The 18,138-nt window shown below is 33.7% G+C and carries 13 protein-coding genes; 1 reads left to right on the forward strand and 12 read right to left on the reverse strand.

Features of this window, described 5'->3' with window-relative positions; translation table 11 throughout:
* Positions 1-15: 15 nt before the first annotated feature.
* The 10 genes from queG to AB3G34_RS12430 all read right to left on the reverse strand — a co-directional run bounded on the left by queG (position 16) and on the right by AB3G34_RS12430 (position 13,448).
* Positions 16-939 (reverse strand): tRNA epoxyqueuosine(34) reductase QueG, encoded by a 924-nt coding sequence (gene queG / locus AB3G34_RS12385; RefSeq protein ID WP_369754103.1) that lies wholly within the window; start codon positions 937-939, stop codon positions 16-18.
* A gap of 105 nt (positions 940-1,044) precedes the next feature.
* The gene (ruvB, locus tag AB3G34_RS12390; protein ID WP_367755404.1) at positions 1,045-2,067 is read right to left on the reverse strand and encodes a Holliday junction branch migration DNA helicase RuvB; all 1,023 of its coding nucleotides are present in this window, start codon (positions 2,065-2,067) and stop codon (positions 1,045-1,047) included.
* Between the two features lie 78 nt (positions 2,068-2,145).
* On the reverse strand, positions 2,146-3,942 hold the full coding sequence (locus AB3G34_RS12395; protein WP_369752607.1) for a cbb3-type cytochrome c oxidase subunit I: 1,797 nt from the start codon (positions 3,940-3,942) through the stop codon (positions 2,146-2,148).
* A gap of 28 nt (positions 3,943-3,970) precedes the next feature.
* Positions 3,971-5,125 carry a cytochrome c oxidase subunit II gene (locus AB3G34_RS12400; protein WP_369752608.1) on the reverse strand — a complete coding sequence of 385 codons (1,155 nt, stop codon included), beginning with the start codon at positions 5,123-5,125 and terminating at the stop codon, positions 3,971-3,973.
* 19 nt (positions 5,126-5,144) lie between these two features.
* Entirely contained in the window at positions 5,145-6,503 is a 1,359-nt protein-coding gene (locus tag AB3G34_RS12405; RefSeq protein WP_367772190.1) for a quinol:cytochrome C oxidoreductase, read from the reverse strand.
* Between the two features lie 27 nt (positions 6,504-6,530).
* On the reverse strand, positions 6,531-7,076 hold the full coding sequence (locus AB3G34_RS12410) for a cytochrome c (RefSeq protein ID WP_367755412.1): 546 nt from the start codon (positions 7,074-7,076) through the stop codon (positions 6,531-6,533).
* Between the two features lie 7 nt (positions 7,077-7,083).
* Positions 7,084-7,608: a DUF3341 domain-containing protein gene (locus tag AB3G34_RS12415; RefSeq protein WP_367755414.1), complete on the reverse strand. Its 525-nt coding sequence runs from the start codon at positions 7,606-7,608 to the stop codon at positions 7,084-7,086.
* The gene (gene nrfD, locus AB3G34_RS12420) at positions 7,601-9,004 is read right to left on the reverse strand and encodes an NrfD/PsrC family molybdoenzyme membrane anchor subunit (protein WP_367772192.1); all 1,404 of its coding nucleotides are present in this window, start codon (positions 9,002-9,004) and stop codon (positions 7,601-7,603) included. Before nrfD ends, AB3G34_RS12415 begins: the two co-directional genes overlap by 8 nt.
* A 38-nt stretch (positions 9,005-9,042) precedes the next feature.
* Complete coding sequence (locus AB3G34_RS12425) at positions 9,043-12,096, reverse strand: TAT-variant-translocated molybdopterin oxidoreductase (protein ID WP_369752609.1); 3,054 nt, start codon at positions 12,094-12,096, stop codon at positions 9,043-9,045.
* A gap of 32 nt (positions 12,097-12,128) precedes the next feature.
* Entirely contained in the window at positions 12,129-13,448 is a 1,320-nt protein-coding gene (locus AB3G34_RS12430) for a cytochrome c3 family protein (RefSeq protein ID WP_367755420.1), read from the reverse strand.
* A 217-nt stretch (positions 13,449-13,665) separates the two neighbouring features.
* Between AB3G34_RS12430 and AB3G34_RS12435 the strand changes: the two genes are divergently transcribed.
* Positions 13,666-14,055: an SPOR domain-containing protein gene (locus AB3G34_RS12435; RefSeq protein WP_367772198.1), complete on the forward strand. Its 390-nt coding sequence runs from the start codon at positions 13,666-13,668 to the stop codon at positions 14,053-14,055.
* 381 nt (positions 14,056-14,436) lie between these two features.
* Here AB3G34_RS12435 and AB3G34_RS12440 read toward each other — a convergent pair whose 3' ends face one another.
* Positions 14,437-14,979, reverse strand: a complete 543-nt coding sequence (locus AB3G34_RS12440) for a hypothetical protein (RefSeq protein ID WP_369752610.1) — start codon at positions 14,977-14,979, stop codon at positions 14,437-14,439.
* Positions 14,980-15,233: 254 nt separating this feature from the next.
* Positions 15,234-18,101 carry a translation initiation factor IF-2 gene (gene infB, locus AB3G34_RS12445; protein ID WP_369752611.1) on the reverse strand — a complete coding sequence of 956 codons (2,868 nt, stop codon included), beginning with the start codon at positions 18,099-18,101 and terminating at the stop codon, positions 15,234-15,236.
* Between the last annotated feature and the right edge of the window lie 37 nt (positions 18,102-18,138).

Here is an 18,138-nt window from a genome sequence, read left to right on the forward strand (position 1 = left end):
CCCACTAAAGAATAGCTACTTAATAAAATCAATATTACGCTTAATACCTTGAAATTTTGATCTTTTTAATGGAGAGTCTTTAAATACCGCTTTAAAAGTTTCTTCAGTAATTTCATTCCAATCTTTTTTACTAAACTTTAATAATTCGGGATTTGGATTAAATAATGGTTCACTATGAGGTTTAGAGAACTTATTCCAAGGACAAACGTCTTGACATATATCGCAACCAAAGGCCCAATCATCAAATTTCCCTTTCATCTCTATTGGAATATTTTCTTTAAGTTCGATAGTAAAATAAGAGATGCATTTGCTGCCATCCACGACGTAAGGAGCAACTATTGCTTCTGTGGGGCAAGAATCTATACAAGCAGTGCAAGTACCGCAATGATCAGTAGTAGCGTAATCATAGTTTAATTCCAAATCAATAATTAATTCGGCAATAAAGTAAAAAGAACCTGCTTTTTGAGTCAATAAATTACTGTTTTTACCAATCCATCCCAAACCACTTTTGGCTGCCCAAGCTTTATCCAGCACTGGAGCTGAGTCAACAAAAGCACGTCCTGACACCTCTCCTATTGTAGATTGAATAGAAAAAAGAAGTTCATTTAATTTTTCTTTGATGACAAAATGGTAATCTTTACCATAAGCATATTTTGAAATTTTATAAGAATCAGTTTCTTGAAATTGTTCTGGGTAATAATTTAGGAGTAAAGAAACCACACTTTTTGAATCATCAACCAGTAAAGTAGGGTTTAAACGTTTGTCAAAATTATTTTCCATATAGGACATTTGTCCGTTATGGTTGTTATTTAGCCAAGTTTCTAATCTTGGTGCTTCTTGTTCTAAAAAACCAGCTTTGGATATACCACATGAAAGGAAACCGAGCCGTTTCGCTTCTGCTTTTATAAATTGGGTATATTTTGTTTTAGAATTAATAATATATCTTATAAATGATGTTTTAGCCCTGATGGCAGCGGCATCCTTTACTTGCTTTCTTTATGCAAGTAAAGATATAGCGGACAGCAGGAAATAGCTTCTTAAAAATTAAAACAAACCTCCTTGAATATTAGAATTAACTTTCCCTAAATGCTTATATGCTTTTTCGGTGACTTCTCTTCCTCTAGGAGTTCTCATAATAAAACCTTCTTGAATCAAAAAAGGTTCATATACCTCTTCAATTGTTTCACTACTTTCCGAAACCGCCGTTGCTAAAGTAGATAACCCTACAGGGCCTCCCTTGAACTTATCAATAATAGTATTTAGAATTTTATTGTCCATTTCATCTAATCCGTGTGCATCAACATTTAACGCTTTTAAGGCATAACGAGCGATAGCAACGTCAATAGTTCCGTTTCCTTTAATTTGGGCAAAATCACGTACCCTACGCAACAAAGCATTTGCAATACGAGGTGTTCCTCTACTTCTACCAGCAATTTCAATGGCTGCTTCTAAAGAAATAGGCATTTTCAAAATACTTGCGCTACGTTCTACTATAGTTGTTAATAGTTCTGCTGTATAATATTGCAAGCGTGATGATATTCCGAAACGAGCCCTCATAGGAGCCGTTAAAAGACCTGAACGAGTAGTGGCACCTATTAATGTAAATGGATTTAAATTGATTTGGACCGTACGCGCATTTGGTCCAGATTCAATCATAATATCGATCTTAAAATCCTCCATTGCTGAATATAAATATTCTTCCACAATGGGACTCAACCGATGGATTTCATCAATGAATAAAACATCTCTTTCCTCAAGATTAGTTAACAAACCAGCTAAATCGCCCGGTTTATCTAAAACAGGACCAGATGTGATTTTTATACCCACCTGCAATTCATTAGCCAAAATATTAGCCAATGTAGTTTTCCCTAATCCTGGAGGTCCATGGAAAAGGGTATGATCCAAAGCTTCATTCCTTTGGTTAGCTGCTTCAACAAAAACCTTAAGGTTTTCTAACACTTGATCTTGTCCAGCAAAATCATCAAATGATAAAGGTCTTAATTTTTTTTCAAGATCAAATTCTTCCGAATTATAACCATTGGTAGTTGGATCTAGATTCTCATTCATACAACAAAGATAAGACAAAGTTAGAACTAAAAAAAAATGCCTTTCCATTTAGAAAGGCATTTTATATATAAATAAAATCTAGTGATGTAAAACTTCTTCACCTGGTTTCATTGGAATATTTTGAGGAACAAAATCTTCGACATGACTTGGGTTACTATAATCATATGGCCATCTATGAACTTCCGGAATTTCTCCAGGCCAGTTCCCATGCATATGTTCTACAGGCGCTGTCCATTCAAGAGTATTAGATTTCCAAGGGTTTTGTACCGCTTTCTTACCGTAGAAAATACTGCTAAAAAAGTTATACAAAAATACCAATTGAAAAGCTCCACCAATTAATGCGAAAGTAGTAATCAATACATTTACGTTTTGTAAATCATCAAATAAAGGAAAATTAGTATTTGTATAATAACGTCTTGGTAAACCTGCTAGTCCAATAAAGTGCATTGGAAAGAAAACACCGTAAGCACAAATCGCAGTTACCCAAAAGTGAACATACCCTAAGTTTTTATTAAGCATTCTTCCAAACATTTTAGGAAACCAGTGATAGATTCCCGCAAACATACCATAAAGAGCAGAAATACCCATTACTAAGTGAAAGTGTGCTACAACAAAATAAGTATCGTGAACATTAATATCTAATGTACTATCTCCTAATATAATTCCAGTCAATCCACCAGTAATAAAAGTAGAAACTAATCCGATAGAGAATAACATTGCTGGATTTAATTGTAGATTACCTTTCCAAAGAGTGGTAATGTAGTTAAAAGCTTTAACGGCAGATGGTATTGCAATCAATAGAGTTGTAAAGGTAAATACAGAACCTAGAAATGGATTCATTCCTGAGATAAACATATGGTGACCCCAAACAATAGTTGATAAAAATGCAATAGCTAAAATTGACATAATCATCGCTCTATAACCAAAAATAGGTTTACGTGAATTTGTAGCAATAACTTCAGAAGTAATACCCAATGCAGGTAGCAAAACGATATAAACCTCAGGATGTCCTAAAAACCAAAACAAGTGTTCGAACAATACTGGAGAACCACCTTGATAATGTAATACTTCACCCGCAATATATATATCAGACAAGAAGAAAGAAGTACCAAAACTTCTATCAAAAATCAATAATAAAGCAGCTGATAAAAGAACAGGAAATGAAACGATACCAATAATAGCGGTTACAAAAAATGCCCATATAGTTAAAGGTAGTCTAGTCATAGACATTCCTTTTGTTCTCAAATTAATTACTGTAACTACATAATTCAAAGATCCCATTAAAGAAGATGCAATAAATATAGCCATTGAAACTAACCATAAAGTCATACCTAAACCAGAACCTGAAATAGCCTGAGGCAATGCACTTAAAGGAGGGTAGATTGTCCAACCAGCATTAGCAGGACCTGATTCTACAAAAAGAGACCCAATCATGATTACGCTAGACAAAAAGAATAACCAATACGAAATCATATTCATAAAACCAGAAGCCATATCTCTAGCACCAATTTGAAGTGGAATCAATAAATTACTAAAAGTTCCACTTAACCCAGCGGTAAGTACAAAAAATACCATTATAGTTCCATGAATAGTAACTAAAGACAGATAAATATCGTTAGCCATTACACCATTGGGAGCCCATTTGTCTCCTAATAATATATTAAATATTTTAAAAGACTCCTCTGGCCATGCTAATTGCATTCTAAAAAGCATTGACATACTAACTCCAATAATTCCCATAATAATACCAGTAATAAGGTATTGTTTAGCAATCATTTTATGATCAATACTAAAAATGTATTTAGTAATGAAAGTGTCTTTATGATGATGTTCGTGTTCGTGATCGTGTCCGTGATCGTGACCTTCTGCTGACATATATGTATACTTTAAATATTCTTATTAATTATTTCATAGCTATTTTAGAAATAGCTGCTGTATCTTTTGATTTTAAAGAATCTGTACTTATTGCACCTTCAACAGGAGCTGGTGTATTAGCTTCTTTTACTTGTTGTACTAAAATTGCTTGCTCAGACAACCATTTTTTATAGTCTTCTGGAGTATCAACAATAATTTTCATTTGCATATTATAGTGAGATGCACCACAAATTTTGTTACAAAGAAGCAAATAATCAAATGAATAAGGATCAAGAGCAGTTTCTCCTTTTGCAACTAAAGCAATACTTTTCTTAGCTCTTAAAGCATTAATATTAGAAACCTTTTCTACCATATAAGGTAATTCTCTATATTCAGCTGTAGTATAAATTGGTTCAAAAGCAAATTCTGTAACCATTCCAGGAACACAATTCATTTGCGCTCTAAAGTAAGGCATATAAGCTGAATGCAATACATCTTGAGATCTCATTTTAAAATGAATCTTTTTTCCTTTAGGAATATGTAATTCAGAAACCACAATATCATCTTGAGAATAAGGATCTGCAAGATCAACACCTAAAGTATTGATTCCTTCAATGTATCTAACATTTGCTTTTCCAAGAACATTATCTTCTCCTGCAATTCTAGCTGTCCATTTAAATTGTTGTGCATATAATTCTACTACAACAGTATCATCTTCATCATCGATGAACATAATATTTGTCCAAGCATATAATCCGTAAAGAATTAATCCAGCTAAAACAATTGCAGGAATTACACTCCAAATCGCTTCTAATTTATTATTATCAGCAAAATACAATGCTTTTTGATCTTTTTTACCTCTATATTTAAAAGCAAAATAATGTAATAAAACTTGCGTAATTGCTTGAACAATAAAAATTAAAACCCAAGTAATGTTCATCAAGTTGTCAACCTGACCTCCATGTGCTGATGCTGGTGTATGAAGAACTAAAGGTCCCCATTGAAACAAACCATATATAGTAAATATATATATGAAAGCTAAAAAGCCAAACATCAAATAACCTTGAACATTATTATCATTATCAGAAGCTATCTGAGAACTGTCTGAATCAGAACCTACTTGCGTAAGGTCAAATATTTTAGTCAATTGCCATAAAGCAACAGCTAATAAAACTAAAACTATAATTACCAACAAACTTGTCATCTGTTTATTTCTTTAAATATTAATAATGAAAATGTTTACTCTCTTCGATGTAAGGATTTCTTTTTGGCAATAAAGGCGCTTTAGTCAATGCTGTAAAAACAACATAAATAAATAAACCTAAGAAGAAAAGTACAGAAGCAATTTCTGATATTCCAATAAACCACTTATCACCTACTGTTCCTGGCATAATCATATTAAAAAAGTCAATATAATGTCCAGTTAATATTACTACCCCTGCCATAACAAGTATCCAAGTAATTCTTTTGAAATCTGTATTTACTAAAATTAGTATTGGGAATACAAAATTCATAACAACAGCACCAAAAAAGGGCAAATTATATAATTGTATTCTAGTTACGAAATAAGTAATCTCTTCAGGAATATTAGCATACCAAATCAACATAAATTGAGAGAACCAAAGGTAAGTCCAGAAAACACTAATCCCAAACATAAATTTAGCTAAATCATGGATATGACTTGTATTTACATATTCTAAATACCCTCTTGATTTCAAATACAAAGTAACCATCGCAATCATTGTGATACCACTTACGAAGAAACTAGCAAAAACATACCATCCAAATAAAGTACTAGACCAGTGAGGATCTATTGACATGATCCAATCCCACGACATAATTGATTCAGTAACGATAAAGAATACTAAAAAACCAGCCGTTATGTTAAAATTCTTTTTGTAGAAAGCATCATCTGTTGCTTCATCTTGAGCTAAACAATTCTTTCTTGAATAAAACCTGTAAAGATTCCATCCAATTAAAAATACTGCGGCTCTAACAATCCAAAAAGGAAAGTTTAAATATCCTGACTTACCAGCAATAATTTTATCAAAATTAGGACTAGTAGGATCTGTAACACCTTCAACTAACCAAGCAAATAGATGATTAAAATGAAGACCACAAAGAATCAAGATAACAAAGAATATAACTGAACCTACAGGCAAATAAGCTGTGATTCCTTGCATTACTCTAAACAAAACTGGAGACCAACCTGCTAATGCAACTTGCTGAATTGCATAAAAAGCTAATACTCCCATTGAAAGCAACATAAAGAAAATACAAGCTACATATAATGCTGCCCAAGGCTTATTTTGCAATTGATGCAAAACATGAGTTAAGTGCTCTTTATGCTCTGTAGCTTCATTTGTATCTTTAACTTCTTCATGAGAAGCTTTAACAGCATGAGCTTCATCAGCTGATTCATGCTTAACCTCACCATGACCTTCATGGCTTTCAGAAGCAAGAATTTTCTCCACTTCTTGAATATCTTTAGGTGCATTTAAAAAACCATATCCAATTCCTAAAAGACCAATAGCCATTAAGACGAGAGAAAAAGTTTTTAATTTACTTGAAAATGTATACATATCTATTACGATCAGTTTGTTCAACAATTATAATTGGCTTTTTAGTTTTAAAACATAGTCAGCAACTAACCATCGCTCATGAGCGCTTAATTGATTAGCATGAGACCCCATTGCATTTAAACCATAAGTTTCAACAAAAAAAATACTCCCTTCTGTGATAACCCTATCTTTATAACTAGGCACTCCAAGAAATTTTTCTCTTTCAACTAATTTACCTTTACCATTTCCAGCTGCACCATGACAACTAATACAGTAAATTTCAAAAAGTTCTTTACCTTTTCCAGAATTTCTATCTAAAGAATCTAATGGAGATTTAAGGTTAGCTTTAGCTAGTTCATAATCAGCAGTTGTATTCTCATAAGCAAAAGGCTCAAAACCTCTATTTATAGTACCAGCTACTGGAAGTTGTCCCTCTTTACCATTATTGAATGCATTAGACTCTGAATATGTTTCATACCCAACAGACTCGTACATATTTGGAAAATACTGATAGTTTGGTGCGGAATTATTATGACAAGACGTTACTAATATAGTGATGCCAAATAATAGTGTTATTTTATATATCGTTTTCATATCTAAATTAATGCTTTTCTATTACTTTAACTTCTACAGCTCCTGTATTCTTGAAAAAAGAAACTAATTCCTCTTCATTATTATTCACTGCAACTTCCATTAAAAAATGATCATCTGTTGTTCTAACATCTGGATTTTCAGCTTTTTTGAAAGGCCATATTTTACTTCTCATATAAAAAGTAACTACCATTAAATGCGCTGCAAAAAACACAGTCATTTCAAACATAATAGGTACAAATGCAGGCATATTTTGAATGAAACTAAAACTTGGTTTACCTCCGATATCCTGAGGCCAATCTTGAATCATTATATAATTCATCATTGTTGTTGCTACTGTTATACCAACACAACCGTACATGAAAGCACAGATAGCTAATCTTGTTGGAGCAAGCCCCATCGCTTTATCCAAACCGTGAACCGGAAATGGAGTAAAAACTTCTTCAATATGATGATGAGCTGCTCTGGTTTGTTTAACCGCATCCATCAATATATCATCGTCATTATATATGGCGTATATTACTTTATTACTCATGATGTGAATCTTTATTTGCTTCTCTTTCTCTTTTGTAATTATCTCCTGTTCCTTTTAATATTGTTTTCACCTCTGCTTGAGCTATAACTGGGAAAGTTCTAGAATATAACAAAAATAATACAAAGAAGAAACCTATTGTTCCAATGAAAATTCCAATATCAACAAACGTAGGAGAAAACATAGTCCATGAAGATGGTAAATAATCTCTATGTAAAGAAGTAACAATAATTACAAATCTTTCAAACCACATACCTATGTTTACAACAATAGATATGATAAAAGAAAACATAATACTTGTTCTTAATTTTTTAAACCACATAAACTGAGGTGAAAAAACATTACATGTCATCATCGACCAGTAAGCCCACCAGTAAGGTCCAGTAGCTCTATTCAAGAAGGCGTATTGTTCATACTCAACTCCTGAATACCATGCGATAAACAGCTCAGTTATATAAGCAACCCCGACTATAGAACCCGTAATCATAATTACGATATTCATCAACTCAATGTGCTGTATAGTAATGTAAGCTTCAAGATTAGAAACTTTTCTCATGATAATAAGCAAAGTATTTACCATTGCAAATCCTGAAAAAACTGCTCCTGCAACAAAGTAAGGAGGGAAAATAGTAGTATGCCATCCTGGTATAACAGAAGTAGCAAAGTCCATCGATACAATAGTATGTACAGAAAGTACAAGTGGAGTTGCTAAGCCTGCAAGAACCAAAGATACTTCTTCAAAACGTTGCCAGTCTTTAGCTCTACCACTCCATCCAAAACTCAAGATAGAATATATCTTTTTATTAAAAGGAGTTATTGCTCTATCTCTAAGCATTGCAAAATCGGGTAATAAACCAGTCCACCAAAAAACAAGCGATACTGATAAGTAAGTTGATATTGCAAATACATCCCAAAGTAATGGAGAGTTAAAATTCACCCATAGTGAGCCAAATTGATTTGGAATTGGCAATACCCAATAGGCCAACCAAGGGCGACCCATGTGAATAATTGGAAATAAACCTGCTTGAATAACAGAAAAGATTGTCATAGCTTCTGCAGAACGGTTAATTGCCATTCTCCATCGTTGACGGAATAATAATAGAACTGCAGATATTAATGTTCCTGCGTGACCAATACCAACCCACCAAACGAAGTTCGTGATATCCCATGCCCATCCAACAGTTTTATTTAATCCCCATGTTCCTATACCTGTAGACACGGTGTAAATGATACAGCTCACTCCCCAAAGGAAGGCTATTAATGCGATTGTAAATACAATCCACCAATGCTTGTTAGCTTTTCCTTCAACAGGTGCAGCTATGTCTACTGTTACGTCGTGATAAGATTTATCACCTATAACTAAGGGTTTTCTAATGGTTGCTTCGTAGTGAGACGACATAATACTTTATATTGTTTCTTAATTAATAATTTTTTGTACTAGGTATTTCTAACTTTAACGTGATAGATAACATTAGGTTTTGTCCCAACATGCTCTAATAAATGATACATTCTATCATCAGCAGCTAATTTAGCAATTTGACTTTCTGTATCATTAACATCTCCAAACGCCATTGCTCCAGTAGAACAAGCATTTGAACACGCCGTTTGAAATTCTCCATCAACAATAGCTCTACCTTCTCTCTTCGCACTTAAAATTGTCGCTTGTGTCATTTGAATACACATTGAACATTTTTCCATTACTCCACGAGAACGAACATTTACATCTGGATTTAAAACCATACGTCCTAAATCATCATTCATATGATAATCAAATTCACTGTTTTTGTTATACAAGAACCAGTTAAAACGACGTACTTTATAAGGACAGTTATTAGCACAATAACGAGTACCAACACATCTATTATAAGCCATCATGTTTTGACCTTGACGACCATGAGAAGTCGCAGCAACAGGACAAACTGTTTCACAAGGTGCGTGATTACAATGTTGACACATTACAGGTTGAAAAGAAACTTGAGGATTATCTCCTGCTTTTTCCATTTCATTAAAAGTAGACAAAGAACTAGACAAACCAGCTATATTCTCTTTTCTTTCATTATCACCTGCAAAAGTACTTTCAGAAGAGTAATATCTATCGATACGCAACCAGTGCATATCACGACTTCTTCTTACTTCAGACTTACCTACAACTGGCACATTATTCTCAGCGTGACATGCTATTACACAAGCCCCACATCCAGTACAAGCATTTAAATCAATTGAAAGATTAAAATGATGTCCAACTGAACGATCAAATGAATCCCATAAATCAACTTTTGTAGCCTCTACTTCTTCATGGTCTAAAGATACCATAGGTACTTCATTCCAAAATTTAGCATCTTTAGTATTGAAGATTTCCAAGGTAGTTTCCTTGATGATATCCCCTCTACCCATTAATGTTTTTTGACCTTGAACACAAGCAAACTCATGTTCTCCATTAGCTTTAACTAAACTAACAGATTGTACATCATTAAAACCTTTATATAAAGCGTAAGCATTTAAACCTACTTGCATTTCTTCTTTCAAAGCCGCTTTACGACCATAACCTAATGCCAATCCAATAGTTCCTACAGCTTGACCTGGCTGAACAATAACTGGCACATTATCTAATTTTAAACCGTCAGCAGTAGTAATTGTAGCATAACTACCATTCAAACCACCATTAGCAACGATTTCATTAGTCATCAACAATTGTTTTGCATCTACATTAGAAACAGTAACATAATTATCCCATGACACTCTTGTAATTGGATCAGGAAACTCTTGTAACCAAGGGTTATTAGCCTGTTGTCCATCACCCATACCTGTTTTAGTATACAGTACCAATTCAAATCCAGCACCAGCTTTTGATTTTGCTAAAGCATTTGCAGCAGCAGAATAATCAGCAGAACCTCCAGATAAAGATTGAGAATCTCCAACATAAACACCATCATGCAACACTTTATTCCAAGAAGCACCTGCAATAACTGAAGCAGAAGTTGCTTTTAAGTAATCGTAATAAGTACCTGACATTCCATTCAAAGACATTAAAACATCTTGAAATTGTTTTGTATCAAATAAAGGACGAATTGTTGGTTGCGTTAAACTATAAGTTCCTTTTGTCAAACTTAAATCACCCCATGATTCCAAATAATGAGGAACTGGCATAGCAATAGTAGTTACAGAAGCAGTTTCATCTTCTTTCAAAGATAAAGAAACTGACGTTTTAACTTTCTTAAGACCTTCAGCGAATAAACCTGAATCGGCCAAAGTATATATTGGGTTAACACCACTCATTATTAAGGTATGAACACTACCCGCATTCATGTCACTTACTAACTGAGCCACTTTTTCATTAGACCCTTTTCTAATTTGTCTTGTTCCAGAAGTTATAAAAGCTTCACTTGATAAAGCTTGATTAATTGCTAAAACTAACAATTGAGCATTTTCATCTTGAATACCAGAAACTAAAACTCCATTTGACCCAGCAGCTTTCAACTGTTGTGCCGCTTTACTAACTTCAGCTTTAAATTTATCATCTAAATTTACCGCTACAGAAGAACCAGTAATAACATTATATATATGTACTAACGCTTGTTTTTGATTTGCAGTTGACATAGCCAAACGCTTATCAGCAGCAGCACCAGACAAAGTCATATTAGCTTCTAATTGAAAGTGACGAGACATTTTTCCACTTTTAGGAATCCTACCTTGTGCATAACTAGAATCATATCCTCCACCTTGCCAATCTCCTAAGAAATCCGCACCAACAGAAACAATTAGCGATGATTTTGAAAAATCATAATCAACTAAAGCTCTTTCACCATAAACTGACTCAAAAGCATCTAAAGCTTCAGATGAAGAAACAGCATCATAAACCACATGCTTAGCAGTAGGATTTAACGCAATAAATTCTCCAATTAATTTTTCAGTGGACGGGCTAGCTAAAGTATTAGTTAACAATACTACCTGACTACCATTTGCTTTAGCTTCAGCCAAACTTGCTTTTATATCTGCATCAACTGCAGACCAAGTAGCACTTTTACCTTTTGACTTAGGCTCTTTCAAACGCATACTATCATATAAAGATAATATAGACGCATGAATTCTAGCATTAGCAGCAAATTTAGCTCCTGAAATAGTATTATTATCTATTTTAATAGGACGCCCTTCACGTGTTTTAACAAGTAGATTTGCAAAATCAAAACCATCAAAAACAGAAGTAGCATAATAATCAGCTACTCCAGGAATGATTTGCTCTGGCTGCAATACATAAGGAATCGACTTGTTCACAGGACCTTCGCATGCCGCAAGCGTGGCTGCAGCAGTACTAAACCCAACGTACTTTAAAAAATCACGACGTGATGTTGAAGAAGATGACATTGCATCATTATTTCCTAAAAAATCTTCAGTAGGAATTTCTTCAACAAATTCGTTATTTCTAAGCGTCTCAACAATAGAACTATTTTCTAGTTCCTCAACACTTTTCCAGTATTTTTTGTTTGATGACATTGTATATAAATATTAAAATCTTAATAATTTGATTAATAGTGGCATTTACCGCATTCTAAACCTCCCATTTGAGCTGCAGTCAATTTGTCTACACCATATTTTTTAGAAAGTTCTTTGTGAATTTTAGTATAATAGTCGTTTCCTTCCATTTTAACATCGGTTTTTCTATGGCAATTAATACACCATCCCATCGTTAATGGAGCAAACTGTTTTTGAATTTCGTAAGTTTCAACTGGACCGTGACAAGTTTGACATTCAATTCCAGCAACAGTAACGTGTTGTGAGTGATTAAAATAAACGAAGTCAGGCAAGTTATGAATACGAACCCATTTAACTGGCTGTGTTTTACCAGTATAAGATTGCGTTGCTTTATCCCAACCCACAGCAGTATACAATTTTTGGATTTGCTCATCATAAAATGCTTTACTGTACTCAGGAGTAGCAGTAGATTCAGCAACTTCAGAAATGTTTTTATGACAATTCATACAAACATTCAAAGAAGGAATTCCAGAATTTTTACTCACTCTAGCTGCAGAGTGACAATATTTACAATTTATCTCGTTATCACCAGCATGAATTCTGTGTGAATAATGAATTGGCTGTATTGGCTCATATCCTTGATCAACTCCTACCTGCATTAAAAATCCATAAACAAAGTACCCACTGGCCAATAATAAAAATATTGAAGTAATAAGCACTAAAAATTGATTTTTAACAAATGCCTTCCATATAGGCGTAGTTGGTGTTTTAGGAGCTACTTCAATTCCATTTGATTTTGCCACCTTAGTTAAAACATTGTTCACCAAGAACAACATCACAACTAACATAAGCATCACAAGAGCCAAAGCACCTAAGATTATATTATTAGAAACACCACTTTGATCAGCCGATCCCGCAACAGCAGTTCCTGGTACAGGAGCCGGTGCCTCAGCCTTAACTTCAGAAGTATAAGCTATTATATTATCAATATCTCCAGTTGCTAATTGTGGAAATGCAGTCATTACTGACTTATTATTATCCGCAAAAAGTTTAACAGCTGCAGCATCTCCTGATTTAATAAGTTCTGAGCTATTGTGAACCCACTTGTAAATCCAAGCCATTTCGTGCTTACCAGCAACCCCTCTTAAAGCAGGACCTGTTGATTTCGCATCAAGCTTATGACACGCAGCACAATTTGAATTAAAAAGCTCTTTACCCTTTACTGGGTCACCACCTTGTGTAGCTACTGGTGCTTCCGTTGCTGCCGCAGGTGCAACAACTTGCGCAAATGAAGTTAAGGAAAAAGTTAGCATTAAAGCTAAGCTATAAAATAATTTCCTTGAAGTCGAATTATGGTTACCCACCTTTTTCATAAAGTATAATGATTATCTACTAAAAATTGGCACAATTTTTTCTATATAGACTTATAGAAAACTGTTCCTTTATTTTAAAACTTCGACAAAAATACGACTTATGAACTATTCTCAAAACCTTAAAATAGTCTTAATTTCAATTTATATTAATTCTAAATAATATTTATGTTTTACAATCATTCAATAAATAGTATTTTTGCTTAAAAACCATCACGTTATGAGAATTTTAACAACTTCAAAATTCATTTTCTTTACAATAGCCCTTAGTATTTCAACAAGTAAATTAATGGCACAAGATCAAAACATTAACATTCGCCAAGATCCAAAGTTTGAACAATTATTGATTGAAAAGAGAAAAACAAACAGTTCATCAGCTGTTAATGAGCGCTATAAAATCCAAATTTTTAGTGGAGAAAGTGAAAAAGCAAAAAAAGCACTTAATGACTGCAAACAAGAATTTAGAGACTTAGACGGTACAATAGTGTTTAATACCCCAAATTACAAAGTGTGGATTGGAGATTTCAGGACTCGCATTGAAGCAGAAAAGTATTTAGTAGAAATTAAGAAAAAATACGATAATGTCCTTTTAATAAAACCACAGAAATAAATTCTAAACAGAAAAAAAATAATTTTAATATAAAAAGCAACTCCTTTTACGAGTTGCTTTTGTGCTTTTTGACTTATTTAATATGCCCTTGATGATAATTTGAATTAAATATTGCTCACGTTAGATAGATTGAGACTGCTTTTTTTAGAAACTTGGTAAATACCCATAGTAACTATTGACTATAACCAGGAGAACGCTTTCAGAGCTCATTATACATGCACGGTCCTTTTAAATCACTTATCATTATTTTATATTTTTATTACCAAGGACATTTCTCAATAGTATAAAAAAGCATTTATTTAGTCCGTGCAATGAATTAAATACATTGTATCATTTATTTCGATAATCTCTAGGTTCAGGTACAAAAACGAGAACTTGTCATTACCAAATTACCAACCAATAAATAACCAAATTATTTTCTAAATCGATTGCATATCCTCTACTAAATCCATCTTTCCATTCATTAGGCATATACCAAGTTCCGTGATGAAATTTTTCAGAACAACATTGTTTAGGCTCGGCTTCAATTAAATATATTGCATATGATTTGTTCAACAAATTATACCTATCCCCATCAAAATCACTTACTTTATAAAAATTCGGTATTGGAACTGCACTTTGGTGTTCTATTTGTGCTTTAAATTGCTCATGATTTTTAGTGATGCTTAATATATTTGAATCTCTGAGGTATTTATTTACAATATAATATGATGAATCTGAATATTTAATTTTGCGAGAAACCGAGATTAATGAATCAACCATTGATTTGGATTCTTTCTGCCTAACAATTAATTGCGAAGGTGAATACATTGACAAATAATTATGATGAATCTGATAATCGGATTTTATTTCCTTTTCATTTGGGAAATGTCTTGTCAGTCCCTTTGGGTATTCTCTTAAGAATTGTAAATAGCCTAATTTCAATTTCTGCTCCTGAGCAGATTTATCTTGGCAGGATAATACAAAATGAAAGACAAAAACACTAAATATAATTTCAATTTATTCATAACTATTTTTTTAAACCTCAAAAAACTAGGCTTTGCAATCCGTAGCAACAAAAAAAATAAAAGCCTAAAACAAATCTAATCCAAAAAAATCTAAACCCTCAAAATACATAAACACTTAAAAACAAAAAAATCCCGATTGCTCGGGATTTTTTAACAAATATATTGAAAATTCTATTTCAATTTTTTCTTGATCGCTACCTCATGGTACGCTTCAATAACATCTCTTTCTTCAATGTCGTTGTATCCTTTAATTTGAATACCACAGTCATACCCTTTAGCTACTTCTTTCACATCGTCTTTGAAACGTTTCAGTGCAATAAGCTCTCCTGTATGAACAACAACTCCTTCACGGATAACTCTAATTTTAGAGCTTCTAGCTATTTTACCGTCCATAACCATACAACCTGCAATAGATCCTACTTTAGAAATTTTAAATATCTCTCTAATTTCAGCAGTACCTAGAATTTCTTCTTTCATTTCAGGAGCTAACATTCCTTCCATTGCATCTTTCAAGTCATCAATAGCTGCGTAGATAATTGAGTAGTAACGGATATCGATTTCTTCTTTATCAGCCAGTTGTCTCGCATTTCCTGCAGGACGAACATTAAATCCAATAATAATCGCATCTGAAGCAGAAGCCAACATAACGTCAGTCTCCGTAATTGCTCCAACTCCTTTATGTATAATGTTAATTTGAATTTCTTCAGTCGATAATTTAGAGAACGAATCAGATAATGCTTCAACAGAACCATCAACATCTCCTTTAAGGATTACGTTCAATTCTTTAAATTGACCTAAAGCAATACGACGTCCAATTTCATCAAGTGTAATATGACGTTGTGTACGTACGGATTGTTCACGCATTAATTGAGAACGTTTAGAAGCAATTTGTTTCGCTTCTTTTTCATCTTCAAAAATATTAAACTTATCTCCTGCAGTAGCTGCACCATCTAAACCTAATACTGAAACTGGTGTTGAAGGACCTGCTACAGTAACGATATTTCCTCTTTCATCATGCATAGCTTTAATTTTACCATGATGTTTTCCAGCTAACATATAATCTCCCACTTTCAACGTTCCGTGTTGAACTAAAATTGTAGAAACATATCCTTTCCCTTTGTCCAAGAATGCCTCAACAACAGTTCCTTGAGCAGCCTTATTAGGATTAGATTTTAAATCTAAAACTTCCGCTTCTAATAAAACTTTTTCTAATAATTCTTTAACTCCGGTTCCCACTTTTGCAGAAATATCATGAGATTGGTATTTACCACCCCAATCCTCAACAAGTAAATTCATACCTGCTAATTTCTCTTTAATTTTTTCAGGATTAGCATTTGGCTTATCCACTTTATTAATTGCAAATATAATTGGCACACCAGCCGCTTGAGCGTGACTGATTGCTTCTTTAGTTTGCGGCATGATATCATCATCTGCTGCAATTACAATAATTGCAATATCTGTAACTTGAGCTCCACGTGCACGCATTGCGGTAAACGCTTCGTGACCTGGTGTATCAAGGAATGCTATTTTTTGTCCGTTATCTAAAGTTACTCCGTAGGCACCAATGTGTTGTGTAATTCCTCCAGACTCTCCTGCAATAACATTTTCTTTACGAATATAATCCAGTAAAGATGTTTTACCGTGATCGACGTGACCCATTACCGTAACAATAGGCGCTCTAAACACTAGGTCTTCTTCTTTATCTTCAACAACTTCAATTGCTTCTTCAATATCAACAGTTATGAATTCAACTTCATAACCAAATTCATCAGCAACAATAGTTAATGTTTCTGCATCCAAACGTTGATTCATGGTAACCATGATTCCAAGCGACATACATGTTCCAATAACCTTAGTAATTGACACATCCATCATTATCGCAATTTCACCAACGGTAACAAATTCAGTAACCTTAATAGTTTTACTACCTTCGTCTATTGCTCTTTGCTCCTCATCCGATTTTTGACGGTGCGTATCTCTTTTGTCTCTTCTGTATTTCGCTGCTTTAGATTTACCTCCTTTTTTACCTTGAAGTTTTTCTAAAGTCTCACGAATTTGATTTTTAACTTCCTCTTCTGTTGGCTCAACTTTAGCTACAATAGCTGGTCTATTCCCTTTAACAAATCCAGGTCTAGAACTTCTATTTGCATTAAAACCACCCCCACCAGTATTTGGTGTAATTTTGTTTGGGTTTGGCGCACCAGGAACTCCAGGAGGTCTAGGTGTTCCAGGTTTTGGAGCAATTCTTTTACGCTTATTTTTATTTGCACCAGCAGCTCCTGGAGCACCAGGCTTATTAGGTGTAATTTTAGGCTCTTCTTTTTTCTTTTTTGGCTTATTAAATTGAGACAAGTCAATTGTTTGACCAGTTAATTTAGTACCAGATAATTTTTGATACTGCGTTGTGATTGCCTCTTCAACAGGAGCTTCATCAGTTTTAGGAACGACTTTTGCTTCAGGAACAATTGCCTTAGCAACCACTTTCTTAACATTTTCTTTTTTCTCTTCCTTTATTGCCTCTTTTACTTCAACAGTAGGTTTTACTTCTTTTTTGTCTGAAACAAGATTTTCCTGTACTGGTTCTTTTTCAACTGGTTTTTCAACTGGAACTATTGCTTTTGGAGCCTCTGTTTTTTCAACTTCCGCTTTTACTGGAGCAACTACTTTTTTAGGATTAAGATCTATCTTCCCAACTTGAACAGGACCGGTAACTACAGCTCTCGCTTTTATCACTTCTTGTTGTTGTTTCAGAACTTCATCGTCATGCTTGCGTTTATCTTCAATTTCTTTTTCTCGCTCCACACGCAATGCCTCTTTCTCTTTTCTTTTCTCTTCTCCTACTTCTTTCGAAGCTTCTTTTTTCCCTCTGTCACCTGCAAATTGACCGCACAAGACATTGTACACATCATCAGAAATTTTTGTGTTTGGATTTGCTTCAATAGCAATCCCTTTATCTTTTAGATAATCCACAGCTCTTTCCAAAGAAATGTTCAATTCCCTTAAAACTTTGTTTATTCTAATAATTCTCTCTTCAGACATAAAACCTTTTTATTATTACCTTTTTTGTTATTCCTCA

The sequence above is a fragment of the Flavobacterium sp. WC2409 genome (assembly GCF_041200085.1).
In the GTDB taxonomy this organism is placed as follows: domain Bacteria; phylum Bacteroidota; class Bacteroidia; order Flavobacteriales; family Flavobacteriaceae; genus Flavobacterium.

Bases quoted from the DNA above. Each gene is read 5' to 3' on its own strand.
- ruvB (WP_367755404.1), bottom strand. From the start codon at position 2,067: ATGAATGAGAATCTAGATCCAACTACCAATGGTTATAATTCGGAAGAA.
- AB3G34_RS12395 (WP_369752607.1), bottom strand. From the start codon at position 3,942: ATGTCAGCAGAAGGTCACGATCACGGACACGATCACGAACACGAACAT.
- AB3G34_RS12400 (WP_369752608.1), bottom strand. From the start codon at position 5,125: ATGACAAGTTTGTTGGTAATTATAGTTTTAGTTTTATTAGCTGTTGCT.
- AB3G34_RS12405 (WP_367772190.1), bottom strand. From the start codon at position 6,503: ATGTATACATTTTCAAGTAAATTAAAAACTTTTTCTCTCGTCTTAATG.
- AB3G34_RS12410 (WP_367755412.1), bottom strand. From the start codon at position 7,076: ATGAAAACGATATATAAAATAACACTATTATTTGGCATCACTATATTA.
- AB3G34_RS12415 (WP_367755414.1), bottom strand. From the start codon at position 7,608: ATGAGTAATAAAGTAATATACGCCATATATAATGACGATGATATATTG.
- nrfD (WP_367772192.1), bottom strand. From the start codon at position 9,004: ATGTCGTCTCACTACGAAGCAACCATTAGAAAACCCTTAGTTATAGGT.
- AB3G34_RS12425 (WP_369752609.1), bottom strand. From the start codon at position 12,096: ATGTCATCAAACAAAAAATACTGGAAAAGTGTTGAGGAACTAGAAAAT.
- AB3G34_RS12430 (WP_367755420.1), bottom strand. From the start codon at position 13,448: ATGAAAAAGGTGGGTAACCATAATTCGACTTCAAGGAAATTATTTTAT.
- AB3G34_RS12435 (WP_367772198.1), top strand. From the start codon at position 13,666: ATGAGAATTTTAACAACTTCAAAATTCATTTTCTTTACAATAGCCCTT.
- infB (WP_369752611.1), bottom strand. From the start codon at position 18,101: ATGTCTGAAGAGAGAATTATTAGAATAAACAAAGTTTTAAGGGAATTG.